This is a genomic window from Streptomyces sp. NPDC088747, assembly GCF_044751025.1.
Lineage (GTDB): Bacteria > Actinomycetota > Actinomycetes > Streptomycetales > Streptomycetaceae > Streptomyces.
On record NZ_JBIVKZ010000003.1, the window covers coordinates 337,085 to 361,690 of the forward strand.

The window sequence follows — 24,606 nt, forward strand, 5'->3', positions numbered from 1 at the left end:
CGGTCACCTCAGCTTCGGGTCGAGGGCGTCGCGCACCGCGTCGCCGAGCATGATGAACGCCAGGACGGTGATCGCGAGGGCGCCGGCGGGCCACAGGAGCATGTGCGGGGCCTGCCTGATGTAGGCGGACGCCGAGGAGATGTCGATCCCCCAGGAGACCGTGGGGGGCTTCAGGCCGACGCCGAGGTAGGACAGGGTCGCCTCCAGCGCGATGTACGTGCCGAGCGCGATGGTCGCCACGACGATCACCGGAGCGACGGCGTTCGGCGTGATGTGCCGCAGCAGGAGCCGTGAGTTGGAGGCGCCGAGGGCGCGGGCGGCCTGCACGTAGTCGTTCTGCTTGGTGGTGATGACGGAGCCGCGCGCGATGCGGGAGATCTGCGGCCAGCCGAGCAGCACCATGAATCCGATGACGGGCCAGACGGTGTTGCTGGTCACCACGGAGAGGAGGACCAGGCCGCCGAGGACGACGGGGATCGCGAAGAAGATGTCGGTGATCCGCGACAGGACCGAGTCCCACACCCCGCCGAAGAACCCGGCGAGGCCGCCGAGCACCGATCCGAGGATCGCGACGCCGAGTGTGGCGCAGACACCGACGGCGATCGAGACGCGGGTGCCGTACACCGTCCGGGTGTAGACGTCACAGCCCTGGCCGTCGAAGCCGAAGGGGTGGCCCGGCTGCGAGCCTTCCTGGGCCTTGGCGAGGTCGCAGCTGAGCGGGTTCCCGGAGGCGATCAGTGAGGGCCAGAGCGAGATGACCACCAGGAAGAGGATGACGAGCGCGGAGATGATGAAGACGGGGTTGCGCCGCAGGTCGCGCCAGGCGTCGGACCACAGGCTGCGGGGCTTCTCCTGCGGTCCCGTGCCCTCGGGGCCGCCCGGAGTCTTCTCCAGCGTCTCCCCCTCGCTGGTGGCGAGGTCCATCGCGCCGCCCATGCCCGTCGCGGCGATCGCGCCGTCCTCCGGGGCACGGCCACCGCCGGACATCCACGGCTTCGGCGGTTCAGGCTCAGGCATAGCGGATCCTCGGGTCGAGTACGGCGTACAGCAGGTCCACGAGCAGGTTGGCGACCAGGAAGACGAGCACCAGGACGGTCACGAAGCCGACGACGGTCTGGGTGTTCTGGCGGAGAATCCCCTGGTAGAGCTGGAAGCCGACGCCGTGGATGTTGAAGATCCGCTCGGTGACGATCGCGCCGCCCATCAGGGCGCCGACGTCGGTGCCGATGAAGGTGACCACGGGGATGAGCGAGTTCCGCAGCAGGTGCTTGGTGATCACCCGGCGCCGCGGCAGGCCCTTGGCGATCGCCGTACGGACGTAGTCGGAGCGCTTGTTCTCCGCGATGGAGGTCCGGGTCAGCCGGGTCACGTACGCGAGGGAGACGGAGGCCAGGACCAGGCCGGGCACGATCAGTTCGCCGAAGGTGGCGTCCGAGGAGACCGACGGCTTGATCCAGCCCCACTCGACGCCGAGCAGCAGTTGGAGCAGCAGGCCGGTGACGAAGGTGGGCACCGAGATGACGACGAGGGTGAACAGCAGGACGCCGGTGTCGACGGGACGGCCGCGGCGCAGGCCGGTGACGACGCCCAGCGCGATGCCGATGACGATCTCGAAGAGGATCGCGACGATCGTCAGCCGGATGGTGACGGGGAAGGCGGTCGACATCAGCTCGGTGACCGGCTGTCCGTTGAAGGCGGTGCCGAAGTCGCCGGTGAAGACGTTGCCCATGTAGGTCAGGTACTGCTGCCAGACGGGCTTGTCGAGGCCGAACTCCTTCTCCAGCTGGGCTGCCGTGGCGGGGTCGCACGCCCGGTCCCCGCACAGGCCCGCGACGGGATCGCCCATCACGTTGACCATCAGGAAGATCAGCAGGGTGGCGCCGATGAAGACCGGGATCATCTGCAGCAGGCGCCGGATCACATACCGTCCCATGAGGACTCCGGAGGTAGTGGGAGGGCCGTCGCACCCGCGGCGGCCCTCCCCGCGGCTCGGCTCAGTTGACCTTGATCTCGTTGTAGACGGGGACGCTGAACTGGTTGAGCGCCACGTTGGAGACCTTGTCCGAGTAGCCGGCGCTGCCGTTCTGGTACCAGAGCGGGATGGCGCCCATGTCGTCCCGCAGGACCTCCTCGGCCTGCTGGAAGAGCTCCACGGCCTTGGCCCGGTCGGTCTCGGCGTTCGCCTGGTCGACGAGCTTGTCGAAGTCCTTGTTCGTCCACTTGCCGTCGTTGGACGAGGCGTTGGTGTAGTACAGCGGCTGGAGGAAGTTCTGGATCAGCGGGTAGTCCATCTGCCAGCCGGCCCGGAAGGGGCCCGACATCTTGTCCGAGGTGATCTGGTCGCGGAAGTCGGCGAAGGTGCCGACGGGGTTGCCGGCGCAGGCCTTGTCGTTGCCCAGGGCGTTGTTGATGGAGTTGCAGACGGCGTCGACCCACTCCTTGTGCGAGCCGGTGTCCGCGTTGTAGGAGATCTTGATCTGTCCGCCGGGAAGGCCGCCGCCCTCCTGGATCAGCTTCTTGGCCTCGCTCGCGTTGTACTCGCAGGCGTCACCGCACAGGCCCTCCTTGAAGCCGCCGTCCTCGCCGAGCACCGGTGAGGTCCAGTCGGAGGCCGGTGTGCGGGTCTTCTGGAAGATCGTGTCGGTGATCTGCTCGCGGTTGATCGCCATGGACAGGCCCTTGCGGACCTTCTCCATCCCCGCTTTGTCCCAATTCTTGTCATAGAACGGGAAAGCCAGCGTCTGGATGATCCCGGCGGGCGTATTGATGTACCGGTCACCGAGGTCGCTCTGCGCGTTCTTGAGCTGGGAGGCGGGTACGTCATCGACGAGGTCGAGGTTGCCGGCCATGAGGTCGGTGTAGGCGGTGTTGTTGTCGGTGTAGACCTTGAGGTCCACGCCGCCGTTCTCCGCCTTGTCCTCGCCGGAGTAGCCGTCCCACTTGCGCAGGGACATCTGCGAGCCCTTGGTGTACGAGTCGATGGTGTAGGGCCCGTTGCCCACCGGCTTCTTCACCCAGGCCGCGTGGTCGTCGAAGAACGCCTTGGGCAGCGGCGAGAAGGCGGCGTAGCCCAGGGTGTCGGGGAACGTCGAGAACTTCTGGTTGAGCTTGACGGTGAAGGTGTCGGTGCCGGTGACCTTCAGCCCGGACAGGGTGTCGGCGCTCTGCTTGCTGCCGTCCTCCGGGTGGGTCTTGTCGTACCCGTCGATGTACCCGAAGAAGTACGCGTTCTTCTGGTTGTTCTTGAGGCTGGCCCCGTAGTTCCACGCGTCGACGAAGGACTGGGCGGTGACCGCCTCGCCGTTGCTGAACTTCCAGCCGTCCTTGATCGTGATCGTGAAGTTCTGCGAGTCCGAGGTCTCGATCTTCTCGGCGAGCATGTCCTCGGCGGCGCCGGTCTTGGCGTTGTACCGCTTGAGCCCCCGGAAGACCATGTCGAGGACCTTGCCGCCCTGCACCTCGTTGGTGTTGGCAGGCTCCAGCGGGTTCTGCGGGTCGCCCCAGGAGGAACTCACGACCCCGGTGCCGTCGCCGCCGCCGCTGTCACTCCCTCCGCCCCCGCAGGCGGTCGCCGCGAGGGCTACCGCCGCCGCGCATGCGGCCCATTTGGCGTGCGTGGCTCCACGCATGGAGTGCCTCCTCAAGAGTGCGCTGTGCCGCCGGCGCCGGGGCGTTCGCTCTGGGCTCCGGTGCGCTGTGCCTTTAGCGCTCAATATCTTCCGATAAAGGGCAAGTCGCACATTCGGGCCACCCTTCCGAGTGGCGATGCCACCCGGATGCGGGCACTCCGGAACCAGACGCTCCACTTGACCACGGACCGGACGCGGAGGCTCCGGACGGTGGGCGCAACGGATCTTCATCCTTCGATGCGGAACCGTTGGATTGCGTGCACCAGATGTACGCATTCCGCGACTCCCGCGTCCGCATATCGAACGCCTTGCCCGATTGGGGAAGTTGGTCCGTTTCCGGACACGGATCGGCCACAGTGCGCTACACGCGTAGTTACGTCGGAGTCAAGCAGAAGCAAAGAAGGTAAAGACAAACCCAAGGCGGGCCAGATTTTATTGACCTTGCATGAATTGCGTTGAAAAAGTCCGGCGTAGCCCGTAGGGAACGACCTGCGGAGCCCTGACCCCTTCGGGCACGGAGCACCATGACCCTCCCTCCTCCTTCCGCGGCCGCCCCGCTCGAGGTGATCGACGAGAGCGTCGAGCCTGCGGCATCGACGCCGTCTTCCACCCCAAAGGGCTCCGAGAGTCGCTCTCCGGGACGACTCGCCTGGAAGCGGTTCAAGCGTGACCGCACGGGCGTCATTTCGGCCTACATCGTGATCTTCTTCTTCGTGATCGCGATATGCGCCCCGCTGATAGCGAAGCTGTACGGCAAGAACCCGTACACCACGTACGCCAGCCAGCGGCCCGAGCTCCTGGACGCCTTCGCCTACCCGGCGGGGGCGAACGGCGGGATGAGCTCGGAGTTCTGGTTCGGGATCGAACCGCAGCTGGGGCGGGACGTCTTCACCTACCTGCTGTACGGCATCCGGACCTCGCTGGGCCTCGCCGTGGCCGCCACCCTGCTGACCACCGTCGTCGGCGTGGTCGTCGGTACCACCGCGGGCTATCTGGGCGGCAAGACCGACTATCTCGTCGGCCGGATCATCGACATCGTGCTGTCGTTCCCGTCGACGCTGTTCTTCATCGCCTTCATGCCGGTCGTGTACGGGCTGTTCGTCGCCCCCGACGACAACATCCCCACCTCTTTGCGGGCCGCCGCCCTGATCCTGGTCCTCTCCTCGTTCGGCTGGGCCTCCATCGCCCGACTGCTGCGCGGCCAGGTACTCGGTCTGCGCGAGCGGGAGTACATCGAGGCGGCCAAGGTCACCGGCGCGTCGCCACGGCGCATCGTGTTCAAGGAGCTGCTGCCCAACCTGTGGACGCCGATCCTCATCCAGTCCACGTTGATGCTCCCCGCCTACGTGACCGCGGAGGCCGGGCTGTCCTTCCTCGGCGTCGGCATCATCGACCCGACCCCGGACTGGGGCGTCATGATCCAGCGCGGCGCCCAGTTCTACACCGAGGACCTCACCTTCATGCTCTTTCCGGGCGTGTCCATGGTGATCTTCGTCCTCGCCTTCAACCTGCTCGGCGACTCGGTGCGCGATGCGCTCGACCCGAAGTCCAAGCGGTAGCCACCCCGTAAGTCCAGGCGGCAGCCACCCCGTTCCACCCGGTCATTTCAGGCGGCCGGCCCATCCGTTCCGAACGTCCTCATAAGGCAGGTTTCACCCATGTCTTTCTCCCGTAGAAACTTCCTGATAGCCACCGGTGTGGTCGCGGCCTCGGCGTCGGTGCTGACCGCGTGCGGCGGCAGCGACACCAAGTCGGCCAGCAAGGTCCCCTCGGTCAGCGGCTCGAAGACCCAGGAGATCCCGGTCGGCACCAAGGCCGACTCGACCGGCCCGGCGCCGGAGGTCACGGGAGCGGTCAAGGGCGGGACGATCTACTCGCTCGACCAGTTCGACATGGACCACCTGGACCCGGCGCAGATCTACGTCTCCACCGAGGGCGCCATCACACGGCCGATCCTGCGCGGCCTCACCGGCTACAAGATCGACGACAAGGGCGGTGCGACGCTGGTCGGCGACCTCGCCACCGACGCCGGCACCATGAAGGACGGCGGCAAGACCTGGTCCTTCACGCTGAAGGACGGCGTCAAGTGGGAGGACGGCTCGGACATCTCCCTGGACGACGTCCGCCACACCTTCGAGCGCCTCTTCGCCACCTTCGTCACCGAGGGTCCCCGCTACGTCCAGCAGTGGCTGGTCGGCGGTGACAAGTACACCGGGCCCTACGACGGCAAGTCTCTCGACTCCATCGAGATCGACGGCAAGACCGTCACCTTCCGCCTGACCGAGGCGCGCGGCGACTTCAACTTCACGCTCGCCATGCCGGGCTACGGACTGGTGAACAAGAAGAACGACACCAAGGAGGACTACGACAAGCGTCCGTTCTCCTCCGGCCCGTACAAGATCGGCAGCCGCAGCGTCGGCAAGTCACTGACCTATGTGCGCAACGAGCACTGGGACCCGTCGACCGATGCGATCCGCAACAACTACCCGGACAAGTTCGTCTTCCAGTTCGGCTTCGAGCTTGTGGCCTCGACCGACCGCTACATCGCGGACTCGGGCAACGACCAGTACGCGATGTCGATCTTCAACGAGGTCGCCCCGGAGCGCATCGCCCAGGTCCTCACGAACGCCACGCTCAAGAAGCGCGTCCTCACGCAGGTCGACACGGTCACCTACTACTGGCCGATCAACATGACCCGCATCAAGGACGTCAAGGTCCGCCAGGCGATCAACCATGCTTGGCCGCACCAGCAGATCCAGACGATCCAGGGCGGCGCCTCCACCAGCGAGATCGCCACCACCATCCTCGCTCCGGTGACCCCGGGTTACGAGCAGTTCGACCTCTACGGCGTCAAGAAGAAGCCCGGTGGCGACCCGGCCAAGGCCAAGGCCCTGTTGAAGGAGGCCGGCAAGGAGGGCCAGAAGCTGGTCATCGCCTACCAGTCCTCGGACACCCAGGTGAAGGTGGCCGTCGCGGTCAAGAACGCGCTGGAGGCGGCCGGCTTCACGGTCGTCAACAAGCAAGTGGACAAGTCGACCTTCTACACGCAGATCGGCAAGATCGACAATGACTTCGACCTGTTCGGCGCCGGCTGGAGCCCGGACTGGCCGAACGGCTACTCGGTCTTCTACCCCTGCTGGAGCGGCAAGAACATCGGCGACGGCCGCAGCAACTACGCCCAGCTGAACGACCCGAGCGTCAACAGGGCCATCGACGCGGCGGCCAAGATCACGGACACCGCCGCGGCGAACAAGGCCTGGGGTGCCATCGACCGCCAGATCATGGAACTGGCGCCGGTCGTCCCGGACTACCACAAGATCCGCAACTGGATGCACGGTTCCAAGGTCGGAAACGTCGTCTACGACAGCGGCAACACCTGCATCGCGCTGTGCAAGCTGTACGCGATGAGCTAAGCCGTACGACCCCTGGGGGCGGCCGTTCGCCCGGCCGCCCCCTCCGGCCCTCTCCCCTCCACGCCCCCGGCGACGGCGCCCCGTCCGGAAAGTCACGCCCCCATGCCCCGCTTCCTCATCCGCCGAGTCCTCGGCGCACTGGTCATTCTGCTGATCATCAGTGCCATCACCTTCGGCCTCTTCTACGCCATCCCGCGTGACCCGGCGATGATGTCCTGCGGCAAGAACTGCACGCCCGACATGCTCGCGCAGATCCGGAAGAACCTGGGCATCGACCACCCGATCCCGGTGCAGTACTGGGACTGGCTCAAGGGTGTCTTCGTCGGACGTGACTACGCCAGCTTCGGGAACTGCAACGCCCCCTGCCTCGGCTACTCCTTCGCCAACCGCGAGCCCGTCCTCGGCACGATCCTGGACCGGCTTCCGACGACCCTCTCGCTCGCCTTCGGTGCGGCCGTCGTGTTCCTGGTCTTCGGTGTCGGCGCGGGTATGGTCGCCGCCCTCAAGCAGGGCAAGTTCCTGGACAAGTTCGCCAGCTCGGCCTCGCTGTTCGGCTCCTCGCTGCAGATCTACTTCGTCGGCTACGTCGCGATGTTCTTCCTGGTCTCGAAGCTGGGCCTGTTCTCGCAGCCCTCGTACACGCCCCTCACCCAGGATCCGGCCGCCTGGTTCTCCGGGCTCCTGCTGCCCTGGCTGACCCTGGCGATCATCTTCACCGCCAACTACACCCGTATGACCCGCTCCCAGCTCGTCGAACAGCTCAGCGAGGACTACGTCCGCACCGCCCGCGCCAAGGGCCTGTCCCGTGCGAACGTCTTCTTCCGGTTCGCCTGGCGCGGTGCGATGGGTCCCATCGTCACGGTCTTCGGCATCGACCTCGGCACCCTGATCGGCGGCGCGATCATCACGGAGTCGGTCTTCAGCATGCAGGGCATCGGCCGCCTCGCGGTGGACTCCGTGAACAAGAGCGACCTGCCCATGCTGCTCGGCGTCACCATCCTGTCGGCCGGCGCGATCGTGTTCTTCAACATCATCGTCGACGCCGTCTACGCCCTCATCGACCCGCGGATCCGGCTCGCCTGACCCCGGGCACCCCGCCCCCGACAGCTACCCCGGCACCACCCCCCTCAGGAGCGTCCCCGTGACGAGCACCGATCAGCAGCCCTTCCTGTCCGTCAGGGATCTGAAGGTCCACTTCTCCACCGAAGACGGCATGGTCAAGGCCGTCGACGGTCTCTCCTTCGACCTGGTCAAGGGCAAGACGCTCGGCATCGTGGGCGAGTCCGGCTCGGGCAAGTCCGTCACCAACCTGACGATCCTGGGCCTGCACGACCGCGACCGCACCGCCATCGAGGGCGAGATCCTGCTCGACGGCAAGGAGTTGCTGACCGCCTCCGAGCGGGAGATGGAGCGGCTGCGCGGCAACAAGATGTCCATGATCTTCCAGGACGCACTGGCCTCGCTCTCGCCGTACCACACGATCGGCAAGCAGATCGGCGAGACGTACCGCAAGCACACCGGCGCCTCCAAGAAGGAGGCCAGGGCCCGTGCGATCGAGATGCTGAGGCGGGTCGGGATCCCGCAGCCGGACATGCGGGTCGACGACTACCCGCACCAGTTCTCCGGCGGTATGCGCCAGCGCGCGATGATCGCGATGGCGCTGGTCTGCGACCCGGAGCTGCTGATCGCGGACGAGCCGACCACGGCGCTGGACGTCACGGTCCAGGCGCAGATCATGGACCTGCTCAAGGACCTCCAGCAGGAGTTCGGCACGGCGATCATCTTCATCACGCACGACCTCGGTGTCATCGCCGACATCGCGGACGACGTGCTGGTGATGTACGGCGGCCGGTGCGTGGAGCGCGGCACCAAGAAGGAGGTGCTGCGCCAGCCGCAGCACCCTTACACCTGGGGTCTGCTGGGTTCGATGCCGAGCCTGGACGGACCGGTCGACGTTCCGCTGTCGCCGATCCCCGGCTCGCCGCCCTCCCTCCTGAACCCGCCCACCGGCTGCCGCTTCCACCCCCGGTGCACCTTCCCGGAGAAGGTCGGTGGCGGTCTCTGCTCCACCGTGCAGCCTCCGCTGGTAATCACGGACGGGCGAGGTGCCGCCTGCCACCTCACGGCGGACCAGCGCCGCGACTTCTTCACCGACTACGCCGCGACCCGGTCGCACTGACGTACAAGAGACGGGACTTCACGACCATGAGCAACACGAACCCCCTCCTGGACGTCACCGGCCTGACCAAGCACTTCCCGGTGATGGGAGGCTTCCCCATCAAGCGGAGGATCGGCGCGGTCCAGGCCGTGGACGGCCTCGACTTCCAGATCGCCGAGGGTGAGAGCCTGGGCCTGGTCGGCGAGTCCGGTTGCGGCAAGTCGACGACGGGCCGGCTGATCACGCGGCTCTTGGAACCGACGGCGGGCTCGATTCGCTACCGCGGCCAGGACATCACGCACGCGAACCGCAGGCAGCTCGCCCCGGTCCGCTCCGAGATCCAGATGATCTTCCAGGACCCGTACGCCTCCCTGAACCCACGACAGACCGTCGGAAAGATCATCTCGGGTCCGATGGAGATCAACGACGTCAACCCGGCGGGCGGCCGCGAAAACCGCGTACGGGAACTCCTCGAAACCGTCGGCCTCAACCCCGAGCACTACAACCGCTTCCCGCACGAGTTCTCCGGCGGCCAGCGGCAACGCATCGGCGTGGCACGGGCGTTGGCCCTCTCGCCCAAGCTGATCGTGGCGGACGAGCCGGTGTCCGCGCTGGACGTCTCGATCCAGGCACAGGTCGTGAACCTCCTTCAGGATCTCCAGAAGGACCTGGGTATCGCGTTCCTCTTCATCGCCCATGACCTGGCCGTCGTCCGCCATTTCTCGCAGCGCGTCGCCGTCATGTACCTCGGCAAGATCGTCGAGATCGCCGACCGCGAGGACCTGTACGACAACCCGCGCCACCCGTACACGCGCGCGCTCCTGTCCGCCGTTCCCGAGGCCACGGCGGACGATGTCCCGTCCCGCGAACGCATCCTCCTCACCGGTGACGTGCCCTCGCCGCTCAACCCGCCCTCCGGCTGCCGCTTCCGCACCCGCTGCTGGAAGGCGACGGACAAGTGCGCGTCGGAGGCTCCGCCGCTGGTCCAGATCAGCGGCAGCAGCAACGGCCATCTGACCGCCTGCCACTACCCCGAGGTGAGGGAGACCGTCCCGGCTCCCCGCCTCGCCAACAACCCCGAGGTCACGGCCTGACACACCCCATTCCGTCAGCCCGCGACCCACGGAACCGACCTTCGCCGGCCCATTGACCCGAGCGGACGAACGTCCGGTTCCCGGGGAACGAAGGCCCGCACTCTCCGGAGTGCGGGCCTTCTTCTCGTACGAGGGGTGCCGGGGCCCCGCTCGCGGGGCTCAGCCCAACTCCCCCCGCTCCACGCAGAATTCATTCCCCTCGGGGTCCGCGAGGGTGATCCAGCCGCCGCCGTCCGGGCGGGTGTGGTCCGCGATGTGGTGGGCGCCGAGTTCCAGGGCCCGGGTCACCTCGGCGGCGCGGGTGCGGCCCTGCGGCTGGAGGTCGAGGTGGAGGCGGTTCTTGGCCGTCTTGCCCTCCGGGACGCGGACGAAGAGCATCGCCGGGCCGCCGGACGGGTCCCGGATGATCGCCTCCGGGTCACCGGGCTTGTCGTCGTCGGCCAGCGGGCGGCCGAGCAGCTCGCTCCAGAAGAGGCCGAGATCGTACGGGTCGCCCGTGCAGTCGAAGGTGAGGGTGCGGATGGTCGGGTTCAAGGGTTCTGCCGCTCCCATGGGTCTAGTCGCCGGTCCGGCCGTCGGCCAGTTCGCGCAAGATGTCGAGGTGGCCGTTGTGCCGGGCCGTCTCCTCGATCAGGTGGAGGATGATCCAGCGGAGGTTCACGTGGCGGCCGTCGCGGACGGGGCGCTCGGCGGTGCTGTCGAGGTCGTGCTCGGCCACCAGCCGCCGGTAGCGGGCGCACTGTTGCTCGTAGTCGGCCAGCAGGTCCGGCAGCGGGACGTCGACGGCGATGCGCATCTCGCGGTCGGGGTCCTCGTCCGTCCAGGGGCCTTCGTCCTCCTCGCCGAGGAACACCACCTGGAACCAGTAGTACTCCACCCAGTGCAGGTGGCTGATCAGTCCGCTCAGGGTCATCAGCGGGGAGCCTGGCAGCAGGGACTTGCGCGCGTTCTCCGGGGAGACGTCCTCGCACTTGGCGCGGGCCGTGGCGCGGGCGTAGTCGAGGAAGGTGGCCAGCTGCGTGCGCTCGTCCCAGGCGGGAGGCGTGTCTGTTCGCGTCGTCGTCATCGGGGTGAAGCATCCCGGCAGGCCGGTTCGATGTCGAGCGATTAACCGTCCGCGTCCGGCCCGCTCCCCTCCCCCGGCGGTACGGCGGTCAGCGCACGGCCCGCCTCCCGCAGCGAGGGGAACCAGGCGTCGGCGCGGGCGAGTTCGGCCGGCCGGTGGGTGGTGGCCACCGCGTACACCGTGCACCCCGCGGCGAGGCCCGCCTCGACACCCACGGGTGAGTCCTCCACGACCACACAGCGGGCCGGGTCGACGCCCAGGCGTGCGGCGGCGGTGAGATACCCCTCCGGTGACGGCTTGCCCTCGCGGACGTCCTCGGCGCACACCCGTACGCCGGGAACGGGCAGCCCGGTCCGGGCGAGGCGGGCCTCGGTGGGACGCGCGCGGCCGGAGGTGACGACCGCCCACCGGTGCGGCGGCAGGGACCGCAGGAGCGTGCGGGCCCCGTCGAAGGCGCGGAAGCCGGGCTCCTCGGCCGCCATCAGCCGGTCCAGGGCCAGGTGTTCCCCGGCGGGATCCCGTCCGGGGACCAGCAGCCGGAGGATGTCCGTGCGACGCCGGCCCTGCGTGGCCCGCCAGACCGCCTCCGGGTCGAGTCCGTGCCCTCTCGCCCAGGCACGCCAGACGCGTCCGTGCGCGTCGGCGGTGTCGATCAGCACACCGTCCACGTCGAAGAGGACGGCGGCCACCGCGTGCCGCTCCAACTCCCCCTCCCCTCACCGCGGTCGGCCCGCGGTCCGGCAGGTCGCCGCCAGTGTCCCGGTCAGTGGTCCGAGCGGGCCCACGGGCTGACAGACTGCTTCGATGGCTGACCGTTCGTTCAGTGACCTCTCACTGGCCGCCCTGTACGACACCCTCAATCCATGGGGTCCCGCCGAGGACTTCTACCTGGATCTCGTACTGTCCGCCCGGTCCGTCCTCGACGTCGGCTGCGGGACGGGGATGTTGCTCGGGCGGGCCCGCGAGGCCGGGCACGAGGGGCGGCTCTGCGGGCTCGACCCCGCCGCGGCGATGCTGGTCCAGGCGCGGCGGCGGGCGGATGTCGAGTGGGTGCTCGGGGATCTCACCACGACACGGTGGGAGCGGGAGTTCGACCTCGTCGTGATGACCGGCCACGCTTTCCAAGTCCTGCTGACGGACGGTGAGTTGCGCCTGGCCCTGGCCGCGGCCCGCCGTGCCCTCGGCGAGGACGGCCGGTTCGTCTTCGAGACCCGCAACCCGGCGGCCCGCGCCTGGGAGAGCTGGACTCCGGAGCGGACGCGCGAGGCGACGGACGCCCACGGCGAGGTCGTACGCGTCCGGCACGACGTCGAGACCCCGGTCGCCGGGGACCGGGTCACGTTCACCGAGACGTTCGAGCACCCGCGGTGGGACCGGCCGCGGATGAGCCGCAGCACGCTGCGGTTCCTCGGCCCGGCGGAGCTCGACGGGTTCCTCACCGAAGCGGAATTCGCCGTCCACGAGCGGTTCGGGGACTGGCGGCGGGGGCCGTTCACCCCCACCGCCCCGGAGATCATCACCGTGGCCCGGCCCCGGGAATCTTCGCCGCGGCCCGGACCCGGGGATCAGTAGCGCGGCCCGCCCCGTGACGACGCTCTGAACCTCAGCTCTTCGCGATCTCGTCCTCCAGCGCCGCCAGCGCCGGATCCATGATGATGTCCTCCGCGCGGGCCTCGATCGTCGGGTCCTCCGGGAAGTGGCACGCCGTCAGGTGGCCCTCGGCGTTCCCCGAGATCCGGACCAGCGGCGGCTCCTCCTGCGCGCACTTGTCCTGCGCCTTCCAGCAGCGGGTGCGGAAGCGGCAGCCCGAGGGCGGCGAGATGGGCGAGGGTACGTCGCCCTCCAGGCGGATGCGTTCCTTCTTCTCGGCGTCGATGTCGGCGTCGGGGACGGCCGACATCAGCGCGTGCGTGTAGGGGTGACGCGGCCCGGTGTAGAGGGACGTGCGGTCGGCGATCTCGACGATCTTGCCGAGGTACATGACCGCCACCCGGTGCGAGAAGTGCCGCACGATCGCCAGGTCGTGGGCGATGAAGACGAACGCGATGCCCATCTCCCGCTGGACCTCCTGGAGGAGGTTCACCACCTGCGCCTGGATCGACACGTCCAGCGCGGACACCGGCTCGTCCGCCACGATCAGCTTGGGCGACAGGGCCAACGCCCTCGCCACGCCGATGCGTTGCCGCTGGCCGCCGGAGAACTCGTGCGGGAAGCGGTTGTAGTGCTCGGGGTTGAGGCCGACGGTCTCCAGCAGTTCCCGCACCCGGGCCTCACGGCCGCCCGGCGGATTGACGCCGTTGATCTCCATCGGGGCGGAGATGATCGTGCCCACCGTCTGACGGGGGTTCAGGGAGGCGTACGGATCCTGGAAGATCATCTGGATCTCGGAACGGATCGGACGCAGCTGGCGCCGGGAGGAGTTGCTGATGTCCTTCCCGCGGTAGGAGATCGTGCCTCCCGTCGGCTCCAGGAGTTTGGTCAGCAGCCGTCCAGTCGTGGACTTGCCGCAGCCCGACTCGCCGACCAGGCCCAGGCTTTCGCCGGGGAACACGTCGAAGGAGACGCCGTCCACGGCCTGGACGGCGCCGACCGTTCGCTTGATCGGGAAGCCTCCCTTGACCGGGAAGTGCTTCTTCAGGCCCTTGACACTCAGCAGCGGCTCAGGCTTCTCGTCCCGCTGCCCGGGGATCGCGTCGGTCACGACCGCGGTTTTCTCGTCGCTCACAGTCAGTCCCCTCAGCCCAGCCTGGGCCGAATCGTGTCGGTGAAGATGTGGCTCTTTTGGTCCAACGTCAGATGGCAGGCCGAGCCGCGCCCCACCGGCAGTTCGGGTCGCACGTCCACGCAGCGGTCGGAGCCCTCGACCTCGGCGGTGAAGGTGCACCGCGGGTGGAAGGGGCAGCCCGACGGCGGGTTCAGCAGCGACGGCGGCGCGCCCGGAATGGGCATCAGCGGTTCGTCGACGTCGGCCGTGAGGCGCGGCATGGATCCCAACAGGCCCCAGGTGTAGGGGTGTTGCGACTCCTTGAGCACCTGGCGGACCGTGCCGCGCTCCACCGCCCGGCCCGCGTACATCACGAGCAGGTCGTCCGCCATGTTCGCGACCACCCCGAGGTCGTGGGTGATCATGATGATGGCGGACCCGAACTCCTGCTGGAGGTCCTTGAGCAGGTCGAGGATCTGCGCCTGGACGGTCACGTCGAGGGCCGTCGTCGGCTCGTCGGCGATCAGCAGATCGGGGTTGCAGACCAGCGACATCGCGATCATCACGCGCTGGCGCATACCGCCGGAGAACTGGTGCGGATAGTCGTCCACCCGCTCCCTGGCGTGCGGGATGCCGACCTTGGTCAGCATCTCGATCGCCCGTTCCCTCGCCTCCCTCTTGGAAGCTCCGGTGTGCTTGCGGAACGGCTCGCCGATCTGCCGCCCGACCGTGTGGTACGGCGACAGTGCGGTCAGCGCGTCCTGGAAGATCATCGCCATCTTGTTGCCGCGGAGCTGCTCCAGCTCGCTCTCCGTGGCGGTGGTCAACTCCTTGCCGTCGAGGACGATCTCGCCCTCGACGGTGGTGTTCAGCTTGCTGTGCAGGCCCAGGACGGTCAGGTTGGTGACGGACTTCCCGGACCCGGACTCGCCGACGATTCCGAGGGTCGTACCGCGCTCCAGATCGAAGGAGAGACCGTCGACCGCCTTGACGTCGCCGTCCTCCGTGGAGAACCGGACATGCAGGTCGCGGACCGACAGAAACGCGTCGGATCCGGTGGGAGCCGGCGCGTCCTCCGGCTTGGTGAGAGTGGTCACTGCGGTTTCTCCCGGTACTACGAGCAGGACGACGAGCGGGTCTGCGGCACAGCTACCGCGGCACTGCGGATGAGGGCCTACGCCAGTCGTACGCGTGGATCGACCACCGCGTACAGGGCGTCGACGATGACGTTCAGTACAAGGATGAACGCGGCGCTCACGAGCATCACGCCCATCAGCTTCGGCAGGTCCTTGCCGACCACCGAATCCACCGCGAGCCGGCCCAGACCCGCGAGACCGAAGGTGAACTCGGTGACGATGGCGCCGCCGAGCAGCGCGGAGAGGTCCATTCCGAGGATGGTGAGGATGGGGATGAGCGAGCCGCGCCAGGCGTACCGGAAGAAGACGTATCGGCCGGACATGCCCTTCGCGCGGGCGGCGCGCACGTGCTCCTCCTGGAGCTGCTCGATCATCGTCGAGCGTGCCATACGCGTGTAGTTGGCGGTGAAGATCACGGACATGACGAGCCAGGGGATCAGCAGGCCCATGAACCAGCCCCACGGATCGTCGGTCAGCGGCACGTACTTGGGCTTGTCCAGCCAGCCCGTGCTGTAGACGAAGATGCCGAGGACGATCGGGCCGAGGAAGTAGATCTGGAAGGAGCTGAGCACCAGCGAGATGCTGCTGGCGCCCTTGTCCAGCCAGGTTCCCCGGTAGCGCGCGGCGATCATGCCGGTGCCGAGACCGACGATGAGGAAGACGACCAGGCCGCCGATCGTGAGCGAGAGCGTCAGCGGGAAGCGGTCCATGATCGTGTCCCAGACCATCTGCTGGTCACGGAAGGAGACGCCGAAGCAGGGGGCCGGGCAGTGGCCGACGGCGAAGTCGCGTCCGACGAAGACGCCGGAGAGGAACTTCCAGTACTGCACGGGCAGTGGGTCGTCCATGCCCAGGTTCTTGTGGATGATCGCGAGCGCGTCCGGAGTGCAGTTCTTGCCGCACGAGAGCGTCGCCGGGTCCTGGGGGATGGCGTAGTACATGAGGAACGTGACGACGCTGATCAGCAGAAGGATGAGCATCGCGCCGAACGTCCGGCGAAGGATGAATCGAAGCATGGCGGAACGCTGCTCTCGGGACGGCTGCGGCCAGGGACAGGAGCACCCGGGGGCGCGCTCGGCTGAGCGCGCCCCCGGGACCGTGGTCAGCTCTTGAGGAAGACCCGGGTCGGGTCGATGTAGCTGGTCACCGTCGAGTAGCGCAGGCCACCGACGTTGGAGCCGGCGATCTGGAACACCTTGGTGTAGTAGATCGGCGCGGCCGGGTTGACCTTCTCGCTGATGTACTGGTTGAGGGTGTTCCAGGCCTTGGAGGCCTCCGCGGAGTCCGTGATCTTCTGGATGCGGGCGATCTCGGAGTTCACGTGGTCGTCGTTGATGTGCGCGTAGTTCGACGAACCGTCCTGGATCTGCGTGCCGTCGTACAGCGGCGGGAACACCGTGTTGGCGGACGGCCAGTCCTGGCCCCAGCCGGTCATGTAGAGGTCGAGTCCGTTGTCGACCTTGCCGACCTGCTCGTACCAGGTGGCGGAGTCGATCTCCTTCTTCTGGACGTCCAGACCGATCTTGGTGAGGGCGTCCTCGATGAGGATGGCCTGCTGCTGGCGGACCGGGGTGTTGGAGTAGGCGTAGACGACCTTCTTGCCCTCGGCGCCGGCTTCCTCGACCAGCTTCTTGGCCGCCGCTATGTCACCGTTGGGCTTCTTGGCCCGGTTGAAGGGGTCGTACGACTTGTCGTAGCCCGGAGTGGTCGGCGACATCAGGCTGTTGGCGACCTCACCGCCGTAGTTACCGCCGTCGGCCCGGAAGATCGAGGTGGCCGGCAGGGCGAGGGTGATCGCGTCGCGGAGCTTCTTGTCCTTCATGCGGTCGAGGTTGAAGTTCAGCTGCCAGACGTAGGGCGCGTAGCCCTGGACCGTGCGCTTCATCGCGGCGGCGTCGGACACGACCTTCTGCACCTGCGTGGTGGCGACCTGGCCGGTCATCATGATCGAGTTCTTGGCGTCGCCGCGGTCGGCGAGGATCGTCTTGGTCTGGTCCTCGTCGTCGTGGTTGACCTCAAGGTCGAAACCGTCGACGTACTGGTGGCGCATCGGGTCCGTCTTCGCGTCCCAGTTGGTGTTCTTGACCAGCTTGACGCTCTTGCCGGGCTTGAACTCCGAGATCTTGTACGGGCCGACGGCGACCGGGTCGGTGTCGTACTTCTCCTTCGTGTCCGTCTCTTCCGGAACGATGGAGTAACCGGCCATGGCCAGCGCCTGCGCCAGGTCGGGCTGCGGGGTCTTGAACTTGAAGACGATGGTCTTCGCGTCGGGCGTCTCCAGCACGGTGTCCGGCAGGTGCTTGCCCTTGAACGGACCCTCGTACGCGTCACGGTAGGCGGTGCCGGAGCCGGACAGCCACTGCTGGATGTACGACGGGCCGTCCGTGATGAACGGGTCGTAGAGCCGCTCGAAGGTGTGCCGGACGTCGGCCGAGTCGATCACATGACCGGTCTCGTCCTTGATGCCGTCCTTCAGCGTGTACGTCCAGGTCTTGCCGCCCTCGGAGATCTTGCCGGGGTCGGTGGCGAGGTCGCCGACGACGGTCAGGCCGCCCTTGCCGTCCTCTATGTACGTGGTCAGACCGCGGTAGATCAGCTTGGAGAGCAGGCCGCCGTCGCTGACGTAGATCTGCGCGGGGTCCAGGTGCGAGAAGTCGGTCTCCTGATAGACCTGCACGGTGCCGCCGGGCTTGGCTCCGGTGACCTCCTCGGCGGGACCCGTGGAGTCCGCGGCCGTACCGAACTTGACCGCCTGGGACTGCGCGGCGGCGTCCTTCTTCTGCTTGCTGGTGTCCTTGTTGCTGCCGCTGTCACTGCTGCTGCAGCCGGCCAGCGCCAGGGCGCCGACCGCGACCGCGGCGACTGCGGTCCGCCCTCTGAGGGAACTGAGGATGCTCATGGAGTTGAGTCCACCTGCCTGTGAGTAGTGATCACTGGTGCTGCCTTGCAGTGCACGGCCGGTTGTCGCCGGCTCCCGGGTGGCAGCGGCCCTCGCTGGAATCAGCGGCCCGTCTTGGGATCGAACGCATCCCGGACGGAGTCCCCGAGGAGGTTGAACGCCACGACGAAGACGACCATGGCGACACCCGGGAAGAACATGTAGACGGGGTCCTGCTCGTAGATGTCCGACCCGATGGCGAACATCCGTCCCCAGTCAGGGGTCGGCTCGGTGTAACCCACGCCGACGAAAGAGAGGAACGCGACCGAGAGGATGGTGCTGGGCAGCATGTACGTGCCCTGCACCAGGATCGGGGTCACGAGGTTGGGCAGCAGTTCCTTGCGGATGATGCGCCACGGCGAGGCGCCGGCGACCTTCGCGGCCTCCACGAACTCCCGCTCACGCAGCGAGAGGGTGACCGCCCGGATCAGCCGGGAGAGTCCCATCCAGCCCAGGAACCAGAGCACGCCGACGATGGCGAGCGTGCGGATGTAGGTGGGGGTCTCCTCGTCGGGGGCGACGAACATCACGGTGATGACGGGCATCGACGCGATCATGAACAGCTGGCTGGGGAAGGCCAGCAGGAAGTCCGTGAACCGGCCGAGCCAGTAGTCCACCCTGCCGCCGAAGTACCCGCCGACCAGGCCGATCAGGATGCCCATGACCACCATGGCGACGGTCGCGGCGAGCGCCGTGTAGAGCGAGGTGCGCATGCCGTACAGGAGTTGCATGAACACATCGCGCCCCAGGGTGGGTTCGATGCCGAACCAGTACTCCGAGGTGATGCCGCCGTTGGGCCCCGCCGGCATGTTGAAGTCGTTGAGGAGCGTCGGGTCTTCCTGCCCGTAGAGCGTGTACGGGTTCTTGCCGTACAGCTTCGAGATCAGCGGAGCGAGAGCGGCGATCAGGAAGTAGAAGAACACGATGTACGCGGAGAGCACACCGGTGCGGTCGCGCTTGAAGCGGCGCCACATGAGCTGGCCGGGTGAACGCCCCGCCAACTTCTCCGGTTTCTCGGAACGTTTCGGCTCGGCCTTCTCGTCGACCTCGGTGGAGGCTTCCGCGCCCTTGATCTCGATCGGACTGGTCATGGTTCGTCCATTTCATGGGTACGCCGAGCCCATGGCCGCCACAGGGTTGTGGGCGTCCAGGGTTCGGACCATGTGAATCAGGAGAGACGTATGCCTAGAGGTCGCTGAGCGCCAGGGCGCGGCGGGCGACAACTCGCAGGTGAACACGCGTAGTTGGCATCTTGTGCCTCCTCATGACTCAACCGGTGCACGGACAAGGGGTTCTCCGTCTGACCTCCGACACCCCTGACGGAGGGTCAGACACCCCACTGTGCTCGTGAGTCGAACGCTGCCCCCGCAGCGCATGACCCATTGACCCGAGCGTTACGCGGCTAACTATCTGACATGAGCCAGATACCGACCACTGCCTTTAGGTCTCGGTTCCATCACAGCTGATGCGTACATCTTCCAAAATCTGGACAAAATGATCTGAGAGAGAAGCCCGCGAAACGGACTTGTTACATGCGTATCGGGCGGGAGGAACCGCATTTCGGACACGGCGCGACGGGAAAACCAGTTGCGAGGGGTTTGTGGCGCGGCTAGTTCTTGCGCAGCAGAAAGCCCGGGTCCCCCCATCATGGGGGGACCCGGGCTCGGTTGCCGATGCTCGCGGCCTTGTCGGCGACCCCGATCAGGGTCAGCCGGAGCCGCCCGGAGCGACCGGATCAGCCGTTCTTGGCGCGGCTCGCGGCGCGGGCGCGCTCACGGCCGTCCAGCTTGACCTTGCGGATGCGAACGGCCTCCGGGGTCACCTCGACGCACTCGTCGTCGCGGCAGAACTCCAGCGACTGCTCCAGCGAGAGCTTGCGCGGCGGGACGATCGCCTCGAAGGAATCGGCCGCGGCCGACCGCATGTTGGTGAGCTTCTTCTCCTTGGTGATGTTCACGTCCATGTCGTCGGAGCGCGAGTTCTCGCCGACGATCATGCCCTCGTACACCTCGGTGCCGGGGTCGGTGAACAGCACGCCGCGCTCCTGGAGATTCGTCATCGCGAACGCCGTGACGGCGCCGGCGCGGTCGGCGACCAGGGAGCCGTTGTTACGGGTCGTCAGCACGCCGAACCAGGGCTCGTGACCCTCGTGGATCGAGTGCGCGATGCCGGTGCCACGCGTGCCCGTGAGGAACTCGGTCCGGAACCCGATGAGGCCGCGGGACGGCACGACGAACTCCAGACGGACCCAGCCGGAGCCGTGGTTCGACATGTTGTCCATGCGGCCCTTGCGGACGCCCATGAGCTGCGTGACCGCGCCCATGTGCTCCTCGGGGACGTCGATGGTCATGCGCTCGACCGGCTCGTGGACCTTGCCGTCGATCATCTGCGTGACGACCTGGGGCTTGCCGATGGTCAGCTCGAAGCCCTCACGGCGCATCTGCTCGACCAGGATGGCGAGCGCGAGCTCACCACGGCCCTGGACCTCCCAGGCGTCCGGACGCTCGGTGTCCAGCACGCGCAGCGAGACGTTACCGATCAGCTCGCGGTCGAGGCGGTCCTTGACCTGGCGGGCGGTGACCTTGCGGTCCTTGACCGCGGCCTTGGCGTCCGCGCCCTTGCCGGTGGCGCCGCGGCCGACCATCGGCGAGGTGTTGGTACCGATGGTCATCGAGATCGCCGGCTCGTCGACCGTGATCAGCGGCAGCGCGATCGGGTTCTCGGGGTCGGCCAGCGTCTCGCCGATCATGATGTCCGGGATGCCGGCGACGGCACAGATGTCACCGGGGCCGGCCTTCTCGGCGGGCTTGCGGGTGAGCGCCTCGGTCATCAGCAGCTCGGTGATGCGCACGTTGGACATCGTGCCGTCGCGCTTGATCCACGTGACGGTCTGGCCCTTGCGCAGCTCGCCCTGCTCGACGCGGAGCAGCGCGATACGGCCGAGGAAGTTGTCGGCGTCCAGGTTGGTGACGTGCGCCTGGAGGGGGGCCGCCTCGTCGTACTCCGGGGCCGGGACGTGCGAGAGGATCGTGGAGAAGAAGGGCTCCAGGCTGTCGCTGTCGGCCGGGACGGTGCCGTTCTCCGGCTTCGTCAGCGAGGCCACGCCGTCACGCGCACACGCGTAGACGATCGGGAACTCGATCTGGTCCTCGTCGGCGTCGAGGTCGAGGAAGAGGTCGTACGCCTCGTTCACGACCTCGTCGATGCGCGAGTCGGGCCGGTCCGTCTTGTTGATGCACAGGATGACGGGCAGCCGGGCGTGCAGCGCCTTGCGCAGCACGAACCGCGTCTGGGGCAGCGGGCCCTCGGAGGCGTCGACCAGCAGCACGACCGCGTCCACCATCGACAGGCCGCGCTCGACCTCGCCACCGAAGTCGGCGTGACCGGGGGTGTCGATGATGTTGATGGTGATGACGTCGCCGCCATCCTTCGGGTGGTACTTCACGGCCGTGTTCTTGGCCAGGATCGTGATGCCCTTCTCACGCTCCAGGTCATTCGAGTCCATCATGCGGTCGTCGAGCGACTCGGCGGCGTGCGCGGCGAAGGCACCGGCCTGCTTGAGCATGGCGTCGACCAGAGTGGTCTTGCCGTGGTCGACGTGGGCGACGATGGCAACGTTGCGGATGTCGTGGCGCGTGGCCATATTGAGGCGCTTCTCCCGGAGTGAGTGGACGGCCTCCGCAGCGCGGGGCCTGCCGGGCTGAACACGCCACGGCCTTACCCCATGGTACGGGGCCCGGACACCGGCGGCCTCCGCGGGCCTGTGCGCCGGGCTCCTGGGCCGTACTCGCGGGCTCCCGCACGGGCGGTTCCCGCGGCGGGCGTGGCGGCCGGGCCGATCCGCCGGGCGACCGCGGCCGCGGCGGCGTCCGACGTGACACGCTCTCCGCGATCGCTGGAATCACCGCAGGTCATGGACGTACGACCGGTCTCGTCACGGTCCGGCGCATGGCCCCGTCCGGCTCGGCACGGCCGCGGCCCGGACGAGGGCGGGTGGATCCGGCCCCGACCGGGCCGCCGGACACCGCGGCGCGGGACGACCCCTCGGCGTCCCCCGGGTGCCACGCGAAGTACTCCCCGACTTCGTCCGGAACGCCCGGCTCCGGAGGTGCGCGCTACTTGTCCTTCTTCTTCTCCGCCCGCGGCGCGCCCTGCGCCCCCTTCTTCAGGAAGCCCATGTCCTCGTAGACCGGCGTCTGGAAGCCGAAGGCGCCGGTGTTGGCGAGGTTGGTGCGGGCGGCCGTCAGCTGGGGGCGCTGGTAGAGGGGAATCGATCCGGCGGCGGCCCAGATACGGGCGTCGGCCTTGCGGACCAGGGAGCGCGCCTCCTCCTCGTCGAGGGTGGCGATGGCCTGGTCGAAGAGCTGGTCGACCTGGTCGGTGCCGACGCGGGTGTAGTTCTGCTCGACGGTGAGGGAGCCGTCGGCCGCCGGTACGGGCTTGGAGTAGATGGGCCGCGCGTCGGTGGCCGGGAAGGCGGAGGCGGGCCAGGAGTACAGCGCCAGGTCGTAGTCGCCGGACGCGATGTGGTCCTTGAAGTAGCTGTCGTCCGGGACCCTGTTGATCTCCGTACGGATGCCGACGCGCTCCAGCATCCGCGAGACGCGGTCGGCGACGGCGCGCAGCGACTCCGAGCCGGCGCCGGTGGGCACCACGAAGCGGAGCGTCAGGGGCTTGCCGTCCTTGGCGAGGGCGGCCGCGGTGCCCGCCGGGGCGGCCGTGCCCTTGGGCGCGTACGCGCCGGGCGCTCCGCCGTGCTTGGCGCCCTGGGCCTCGTTGCGCCCGTACTGCTTCCCGGAGTGGTCCTTGGGGTCCTTCTTCTTCTCCCGGTCGGCCTCGGCGGGCTTGTCGTCCTCGCCGACGATGTACGTCCCGTCGTCCGAGCCCCCTTCGGAGCCTTCTCCCGAACCCTCGCCCGAGCCTTCTCCCGAACCCTCGCCCGAGCCTTCTCCCGAGCCCTCGCCCGAGCCTTCCCCGGAGCTCTCGCCGGAGCTCTCGCCGGAGCCCTCCCGCGAGACAGCGCCCTCGCCCTCGGACCCGGCCGCCTCCTCCGCCTTCTTCCGCTCCTTGACCGGGCCGCCCGGCACCCACCCGGCGTCCGCGAGCAGTGCCCGCGCCTCGGCGGTGTCCTGCCCGCCGAGGGCGCCGCTGTTGTCGGCGTACGCCCCCTGGCCGGCGAGCGCGAGATGGCTGCCGACGGGCACGGCGGGCAGCCCGAGGGGTTCGAGGACCACCTTGGCGAGTTCCTCGCGGTCGAGGGCGCGGGCCACGGCGCGGCGGACGCGCTCGTCGGCGAGGGGGCCCTCGGAGCCGTTCATCGCGAGCTGGGTGTAGGCGGGTTCGAGGGACTTGCGGACCACGAAACCGCGCAGCGCGGACTGCCGGCCCGCGTACTCCGCCATCGCCGCGCGCCGCTTCTCGCGGGCGCTGATCTCCTCGCCCGCGGCCTCCTCGTCGGAGCCGTGCGCGAGGGCCCAGGAACGCAACGCCTTCGCGGGGGTGAGCTCGGCGCCGGGGCCCTGGTGGGGCGCACTGCCCTTGGCGCCGGTGACACGGGTGATCCGCCGGGCGTCGGCGGGGTCGATCTCGGCCAGGTCGAGCTTGCCTTCGGCGAGCGCGGCGGCCCGCTCGTCCCGGGGTACGGCGCGCAGCACGATCTCGGAGAGCTTGGTGGGGCGGCCCCACCAGCGCGGGTTGCGGGCGAGGGTGACCTTGCCGTCCTCGCGGTCGACCTTCTTGAGCGCGAAGGGTCCGGCGGTGACCTTCAGCTTGCGGCGCGCGCCGTCGTTGAAGGTGTCCGGGGTGCCCATGACGTCCTTCGGGTACAGCGGCGAGAACAGCGACTTCCAGTCGGCGTACGGGCGGCTGAAGGTGACCTTGACCTCCAGGTCGCCGGCGCCGCGCTCGATCTTCTCGATGCGGTCGTAGCCGGCGTTGCGGGCCGTCCAGTACGCGGAGTCCTTCCCGGACAGGGCACGCCACTGGGCGGCGAAGTCGGCGGCGCCGATCTCCCGGCCGTCGCTCCACACCGCCTGCTGGTTGAGCTTGTAGAGCACGACCTGCTTGGGCTCGCGCTCGGCGACCTTCGCGGACTCCAGGTAGGCCGTGTCGACCCGCGGCCGGCCGTTCGCGTCGAGCCGGTACATCGAGGGCAGTACGGCGCCGGCGACCCTGGACGTCGTGGTGTCGGCGTCCGCCTGGAAGGTGTTGAGCGTCTCCGGTACGGCGTCCACGGCCCAGCGCAGGGTGCCGCCGTCGGCGATCCGGTCGCGGGTCGCGGGCGCGATGTCCTGCCCGGCGACCGGCTTGCCGGCCTGGTCCTGCGTGCTGCACGCGGTGAGCAGGGGCACCGCGAGCGCGCCCGCGGTGAGAAACGCGACCGAGCGCATCACCGCGCGCAGACCGACGCCGTCGTGGGACATCACTGCAACCTCCGGGGGACGCTCGGCTCTGATCACGTTTGGCCGT

Annotated in this window: 19 protein-coding genes; 6 read left to right on the top strand and 13 right to left on the bottom strand. The window is 68.1% G+C overall.

Annotation, left to right across the window (positions count from 1 at the left end):
- Nucleotides 1-3: 3 nt before the first annotated feature.
- The 3 genes from ACIP79_RS09900 to ACIP79_RS09910 form a co-directional block, all read right to left on the bottom strand.
- Complete coding sequence (locus tag ACIP79_RS09900) at nucleotides 4-987, bottom strand: ABC transporter permease (RefSeq protein ID WP_383680307.1); 984 nt, start codon at nucleotides 985-987, stop codon at nucleotides 4-6.
- Between the two features lie 22 nt (nucleotides 988-1,009).
- Nucleotides 1,010-1,933, bottom strand: a complete 924-nt coding sequence (locus ACIP79_RS09905) for an ABC transporter permease (RefSeq protein ID WP_401221613.1) — start codon at nucleotides 1,931-1,933, stop codon at nucleotides 1,010-1,012.
- Between the two features lie 61 nt (nucleotides 1,934-1,994).
- Nucleotides 1,995-3,629 carry an ABC transporter substrate-binding protein gene (locus tag ACIP79_RS09910; protein WP_401221616.1) on the bottom strand — a complete coding sequence of 545 codons (1,635 nt, stop codon included), beginning with the start codon at nucleotides 3,627-3,629 and terminating at the stop codon, nucleotides 1,995-1,997.
- Between the two features lie 524 nt (nucleotides 3,630-4,153).
- Between ACIP79_RS09910 and ACIP79_RS09915 the strand changes: the two genes are divergently transcribed.
- The 5 genes from ACIP79_RS09915 to ACIP79_RS09935 all read left to right on the top strand — a co-directional run bounded on the left by ACIP79_RS09915 (nucleotide 4,154) and on the right by ACIP79_RS09935 (nucleotide 10,294).
- A complete protein-coding gene (locus tag ACIP79_RS09915) occupies nucleotides 4,154-5,188 on the top strand; it encodes an ABC transporter permease (RefSeq protein ID WP_401221619.1) in 1,035 nt (344 codons plus the stop codon).
- 99 nt (nucleotides 5,189-5,287) lie between these two features.
- Nucleotides 5,288-7,042, top strand: a complete 1,755-nt coding sequence (locus ACIP79_RS09920; RefSeq protein WP_401221622.1) for an ABC transporter substrate-binding protein — start codon at nucleotides 5,288-5,290, stop codon at nucleotides 7,040-7,042.
- A 102-nt stretch (nucleotides 7,043-7,144) separates the two neighbouring features.
- Nucleotides 7,145-8,125 carry an ABC transporter permease gene (locus ACIP79_RS09925; protein ID WP_401221624.1) on the top strand — a complete coding sequence of 327 codons (981 nt, stop codon included), beginning with the start codon at nucleotides 7,145-7,147 and terminating at the stop codon, nucleotides 8,123-8,125.
- 58 nt (nucleotides 8,126-8,183) lie between these two features.
- On the top strand, nucleotides 8,184-9,221 hold the full coding sequence (locus tag ACIP79_RS09930; RefSeq protein WP_401221627.1) for an ABC transporter ATP-binding protein: 1,038 nt from the start codon (nucleotides 8,184-8,186) through the stop codon (nucleotides 9,219-9,221).
- Between the two features lie 26 nt (nucleotides 9,222-9,247).
- Nucleotides 9,248-10,294 carry an ABC transporter ATP-binding protein gene (locus ACIP79_RS09935; RefSeq protein ID WP_401221630.1) on the top strand — a complete coding sequence of 349 codons (1,047 nt, stop codon included), beginning with the start codon at nucleotides 9,248-9,250 and terminating at the stop codon, nucleotides 10,292-10,294.
- A 159-nt stretch (nucleotides 10,295-10,453) separates the two neighbouring features.
- On the opposite strand, the gene ACIP79_RS09940 is transcribed toward ACIP79_RS09935, so the two are convergent.
- Genes ACIP79_RS09940 through ACIP79_RS09950 form a run of 3 tightly spaced genes read right to left on the bottom strand, consistent with a single transcriptional unit; the run spans nucleotide 10,454 to nucleotide 12,064 of the window.
- On the bottom strand, nucleotides 10,454-10,828 hold the full coding sequence (locus ACIP79_RS09940; RefSeq protein WP_401221633.1) for a VOC family protein: 375 nt from the start codon (nucleotides 10,826-10,828) through the stop codon (nucleotides 10,454-10,456).
- A 22-nt stretch (nucleotides 10,829-10,850) separates the two neighbouring features.
- The gene (locus tag ACIP79_RS09945) at nucleotides 10,851-11,360 is read right to left on the bottom strand and encodes a DinB family protein (RefSeq protein WP_401221636.1); all 510 of its coding nucleotides are present in this window, start codon (nucleotides 11,358-11,360) and stop codon (nucleotides 10,851-10,853) included.
- Between the two features lie 41 nt (nucleotides 11,361-11,401).
- Nucleotides 11,402-12,064: an HAD family hydrolase gene (locus tag ACIP79_RS09950; RefSeq protein ID WP_401221638.1), complete on the bottom strand. Its 663-nt coding sequence runs from the start codon at nucleotides 12,062-12,064 to the stop codon at nucleotides 11,402-11,404.
- Nucleotides 12,065-12,164: 100 nt separating this feature from the next.
- Here ACIP79_RS09950 and ACIP79_RS09955 point away from each other — a divergent pair, with 100 nt between their 5' ends.
- The gene (locus ACIP79_RS09955) at nucleotides 12,165-12,932 is read left to right on the top strand and encodes a class I SAM-dependent methyltransferase (RefSeq protein ID WP_401221641.1); all 768 of its coding nucleotides are present in this window, start codon (nucleotides 12,165-12,167) and stop codon (nucleotides 12,930-12,932) included.
- 31 nt (nucleotides 12,933-12,963) lie between these two features.
- On the opposite strand, the gene ACIP79_RS09960 is transcribed toward ACIP79_RS09955, so the two are convergent.
- From ACIP79_RS09960 to ACIP79_RS09990, 7 genes are all read right to left on the bottom strand, one after another.
- Nucleotides 12,964-14,049: an ABC transporter ATP-binding protein gene (locus tag ACIP79_RS09960; RefSeq protein WP_401222106.1), complete on the bottom strand. Its 1,086-nt coding sequence runs from the start codon at nucleotides 14,047-14,049 to the stop codon at nucleotides 12,964-12,966.
- A 47-nt stretch (nucleotides 14,050-14,096) separates the two neighbouring features.
- Nucleotides 14,097-15,161: an ABC transporter ATP-binding protein gene (locus tag ACIP79_RS09965; protein ID WP_401221643.1), complete on the bottom strand. Its 1,065-nt coding sequence runs from the start codon at nucleotides 15,159-15,161 to the stop codon at nucleotides 14,097-14,099.
- A gap of 77 nt (nucleotides 15,162-15,238) precedes the next feature.
- Entirely contained in the window at nucleotides 15,239-16,216 is a 978-nt protein-coding gene (locus ACIP79_RS09970; RefSeq protein WP_401221646.1) for an ABC transporter permease, read from the bottom strand.
- A gap of 86 nt (nucleotides 16,217-16,302) precedes the next feature.
- Nucleotides 16,303-18,099: an ABC transporter substrate-binding protein gene (locus tag ACIP79_RS09975; RefSeq protein ID WP_401221649.1), complete on the bottom strand. Its 1,797-nt coding sequence runs from the start codon at nucleotides 18,097-18,099 to the stop codon at nucleotides 16,303-16,305.
- A gap of 101 nt (nucleotides 18,100-18,200) precedes the next feature.
- Nucleotides 18,201-19,229, bottom strand: a complete 1,029-nt coding sequence (locus ACIP79_RS09980) for an ABC transporter permease (RefSeq protein ID WP_401221652.1) — start codon at nucleotides 19,227-19,229, stop codon at nucleotides 18,201-18,203.
- 644 nt (nucleotides 19,230-19,873) lie between these two features.
- Nucleotides 19,874-21,781, bottom strand: a complete 1,908-nt coding sequence (gene typA / locus ACIP79_RS09985; RefSeq protein ID WP_387182133.1) for a translational GTPase TypA — start codon at nucleotides 21,779-21,781, stop codon at nucleotides 19,874-19,876.
- A 472-nt stretch (nucleotides 21,782-22,253) separates the two neighbouring features.
- A complete protein-coding gene (locus ACIP79_RS09990) occupies nucleotides 22,254-24,560 on the bottom strand; it encodes an ABC transporter family substrate-binding protein (RefSeq protein WP_401221655.1) in 2,307 nt (768 codons plus the stop codon).
- Nucleotides 24,561-24,606: the final 46 nt, after the last annotated feature.

What these genes read in the sequence shown, in the direction of transcription:
- ACIP79_RS09900 (WP_383680307.1), bottom strand. Translation starts at nt 987, where the DNA reads ATGTCCGGCGGTGGCCGTGCCCCGGAGGACGGCGCGATCGCCGCGACG.
- ACIP79_RS09905 (WP_401221613.1), bottom strand. Translation starts at nt 1,933, where the DNA reads ATGGGACGGTATGTGATCCGGCGCCTGCTGCAGATGATCCCGGTCTTC.
- ACIP79_RS09910 (WP_401221616.1), bottom strand. Translation starts at nt 3,629, where the DNA reads ATGCGTGGAGCCACGCACGCCAAATGGGCCGCATGCGCGGCGGCGGTA.
- ACIP79_RS09915 (WP_401221619.1), top strand. Translation starts at nt 4,154, where the DNA reads ATGACCCTCCCTCCTCCTTCCGCGGCCGCCCCGCTCGAGGTGATCGAC.
- ACIP79_RS09920 (WP_401221622.1), top strand. Translation starts at nt 5,288, where the DNA reads ATGTCTTTCTCCCGTAGAAACTTCCTGATAGCCACCGGTGTGGTCGCG.
- ACIP79_RS09925 (WP_401221624.1), top strand. Translation starts at nt 7,145, where the DNA reads ATGCCCCGCTTCCTCATCCGCCGAGTCCTCGGCGCACTGGTCATTCTG.
- ACIP79_RS09935 (WP_401221630.1), top strand. Translation starts at nt 9,248, where the DNA reads ATGAGCAACACGAACCCCCTCCTGGACGTCACCGGCCTGACCAAGCAC.
- ACIP79_RS09945 (WP_401221636.1), bottom strand. Translation starts at nt 11,360, where the DNA reads ATGACGACGACGCGAACAGACACGCCTCCCGCCTGGGACGAGCGCACG.
- ACIP79_RS09955 (WP_401221641.1), top strand. Translation starts at nt 12,165, where the DNA reads ATGGCTGACCGTTCGTTCAGTGACCTCTCACTGGCCGCCCTGTACGAC.
- ACIP79_RS09970 (WP_401221646.1), bottom strand. Translation starts at nt 16,216, where the DNA reads ATGCTTCGATTCATCCTTCGCCGGACGTTCGGCGCGATGCTCATCCTT.
- ACIP79_RS09975 (WP_401221649.1), bottom strand. Translation starts at nt 18,099, where the DNA reads ATGAGCATCCTCAGTTCCCTCAGAGGGCGGACCGCAGTCGCCGCGGTC.
- ACIP79_RS09980 (WP_401221652.1), bottom strand. Translation starts at nt 19,229, where the DNA reads ATGACCAGTCCGATCGAGATCAAGGGCGCGGAAGCCTCCACCGAGGTC.
- typA (WP_387182133.1), bottom strand. Translation starts at nt 21,781, where the DNA reads ATGGCCACGCGCCACGACATCCGCAACGTTGCCATCGTCGCCCACGTC.
- ACIP79_RS09990 (WP_401221655.1), bottom strand. Translation starts at nt 24,560, where the DNA reads ATGTCCCACGACGGCGTCGGTCTGCGCGCGGTGATGCGCTCGGTCGCG.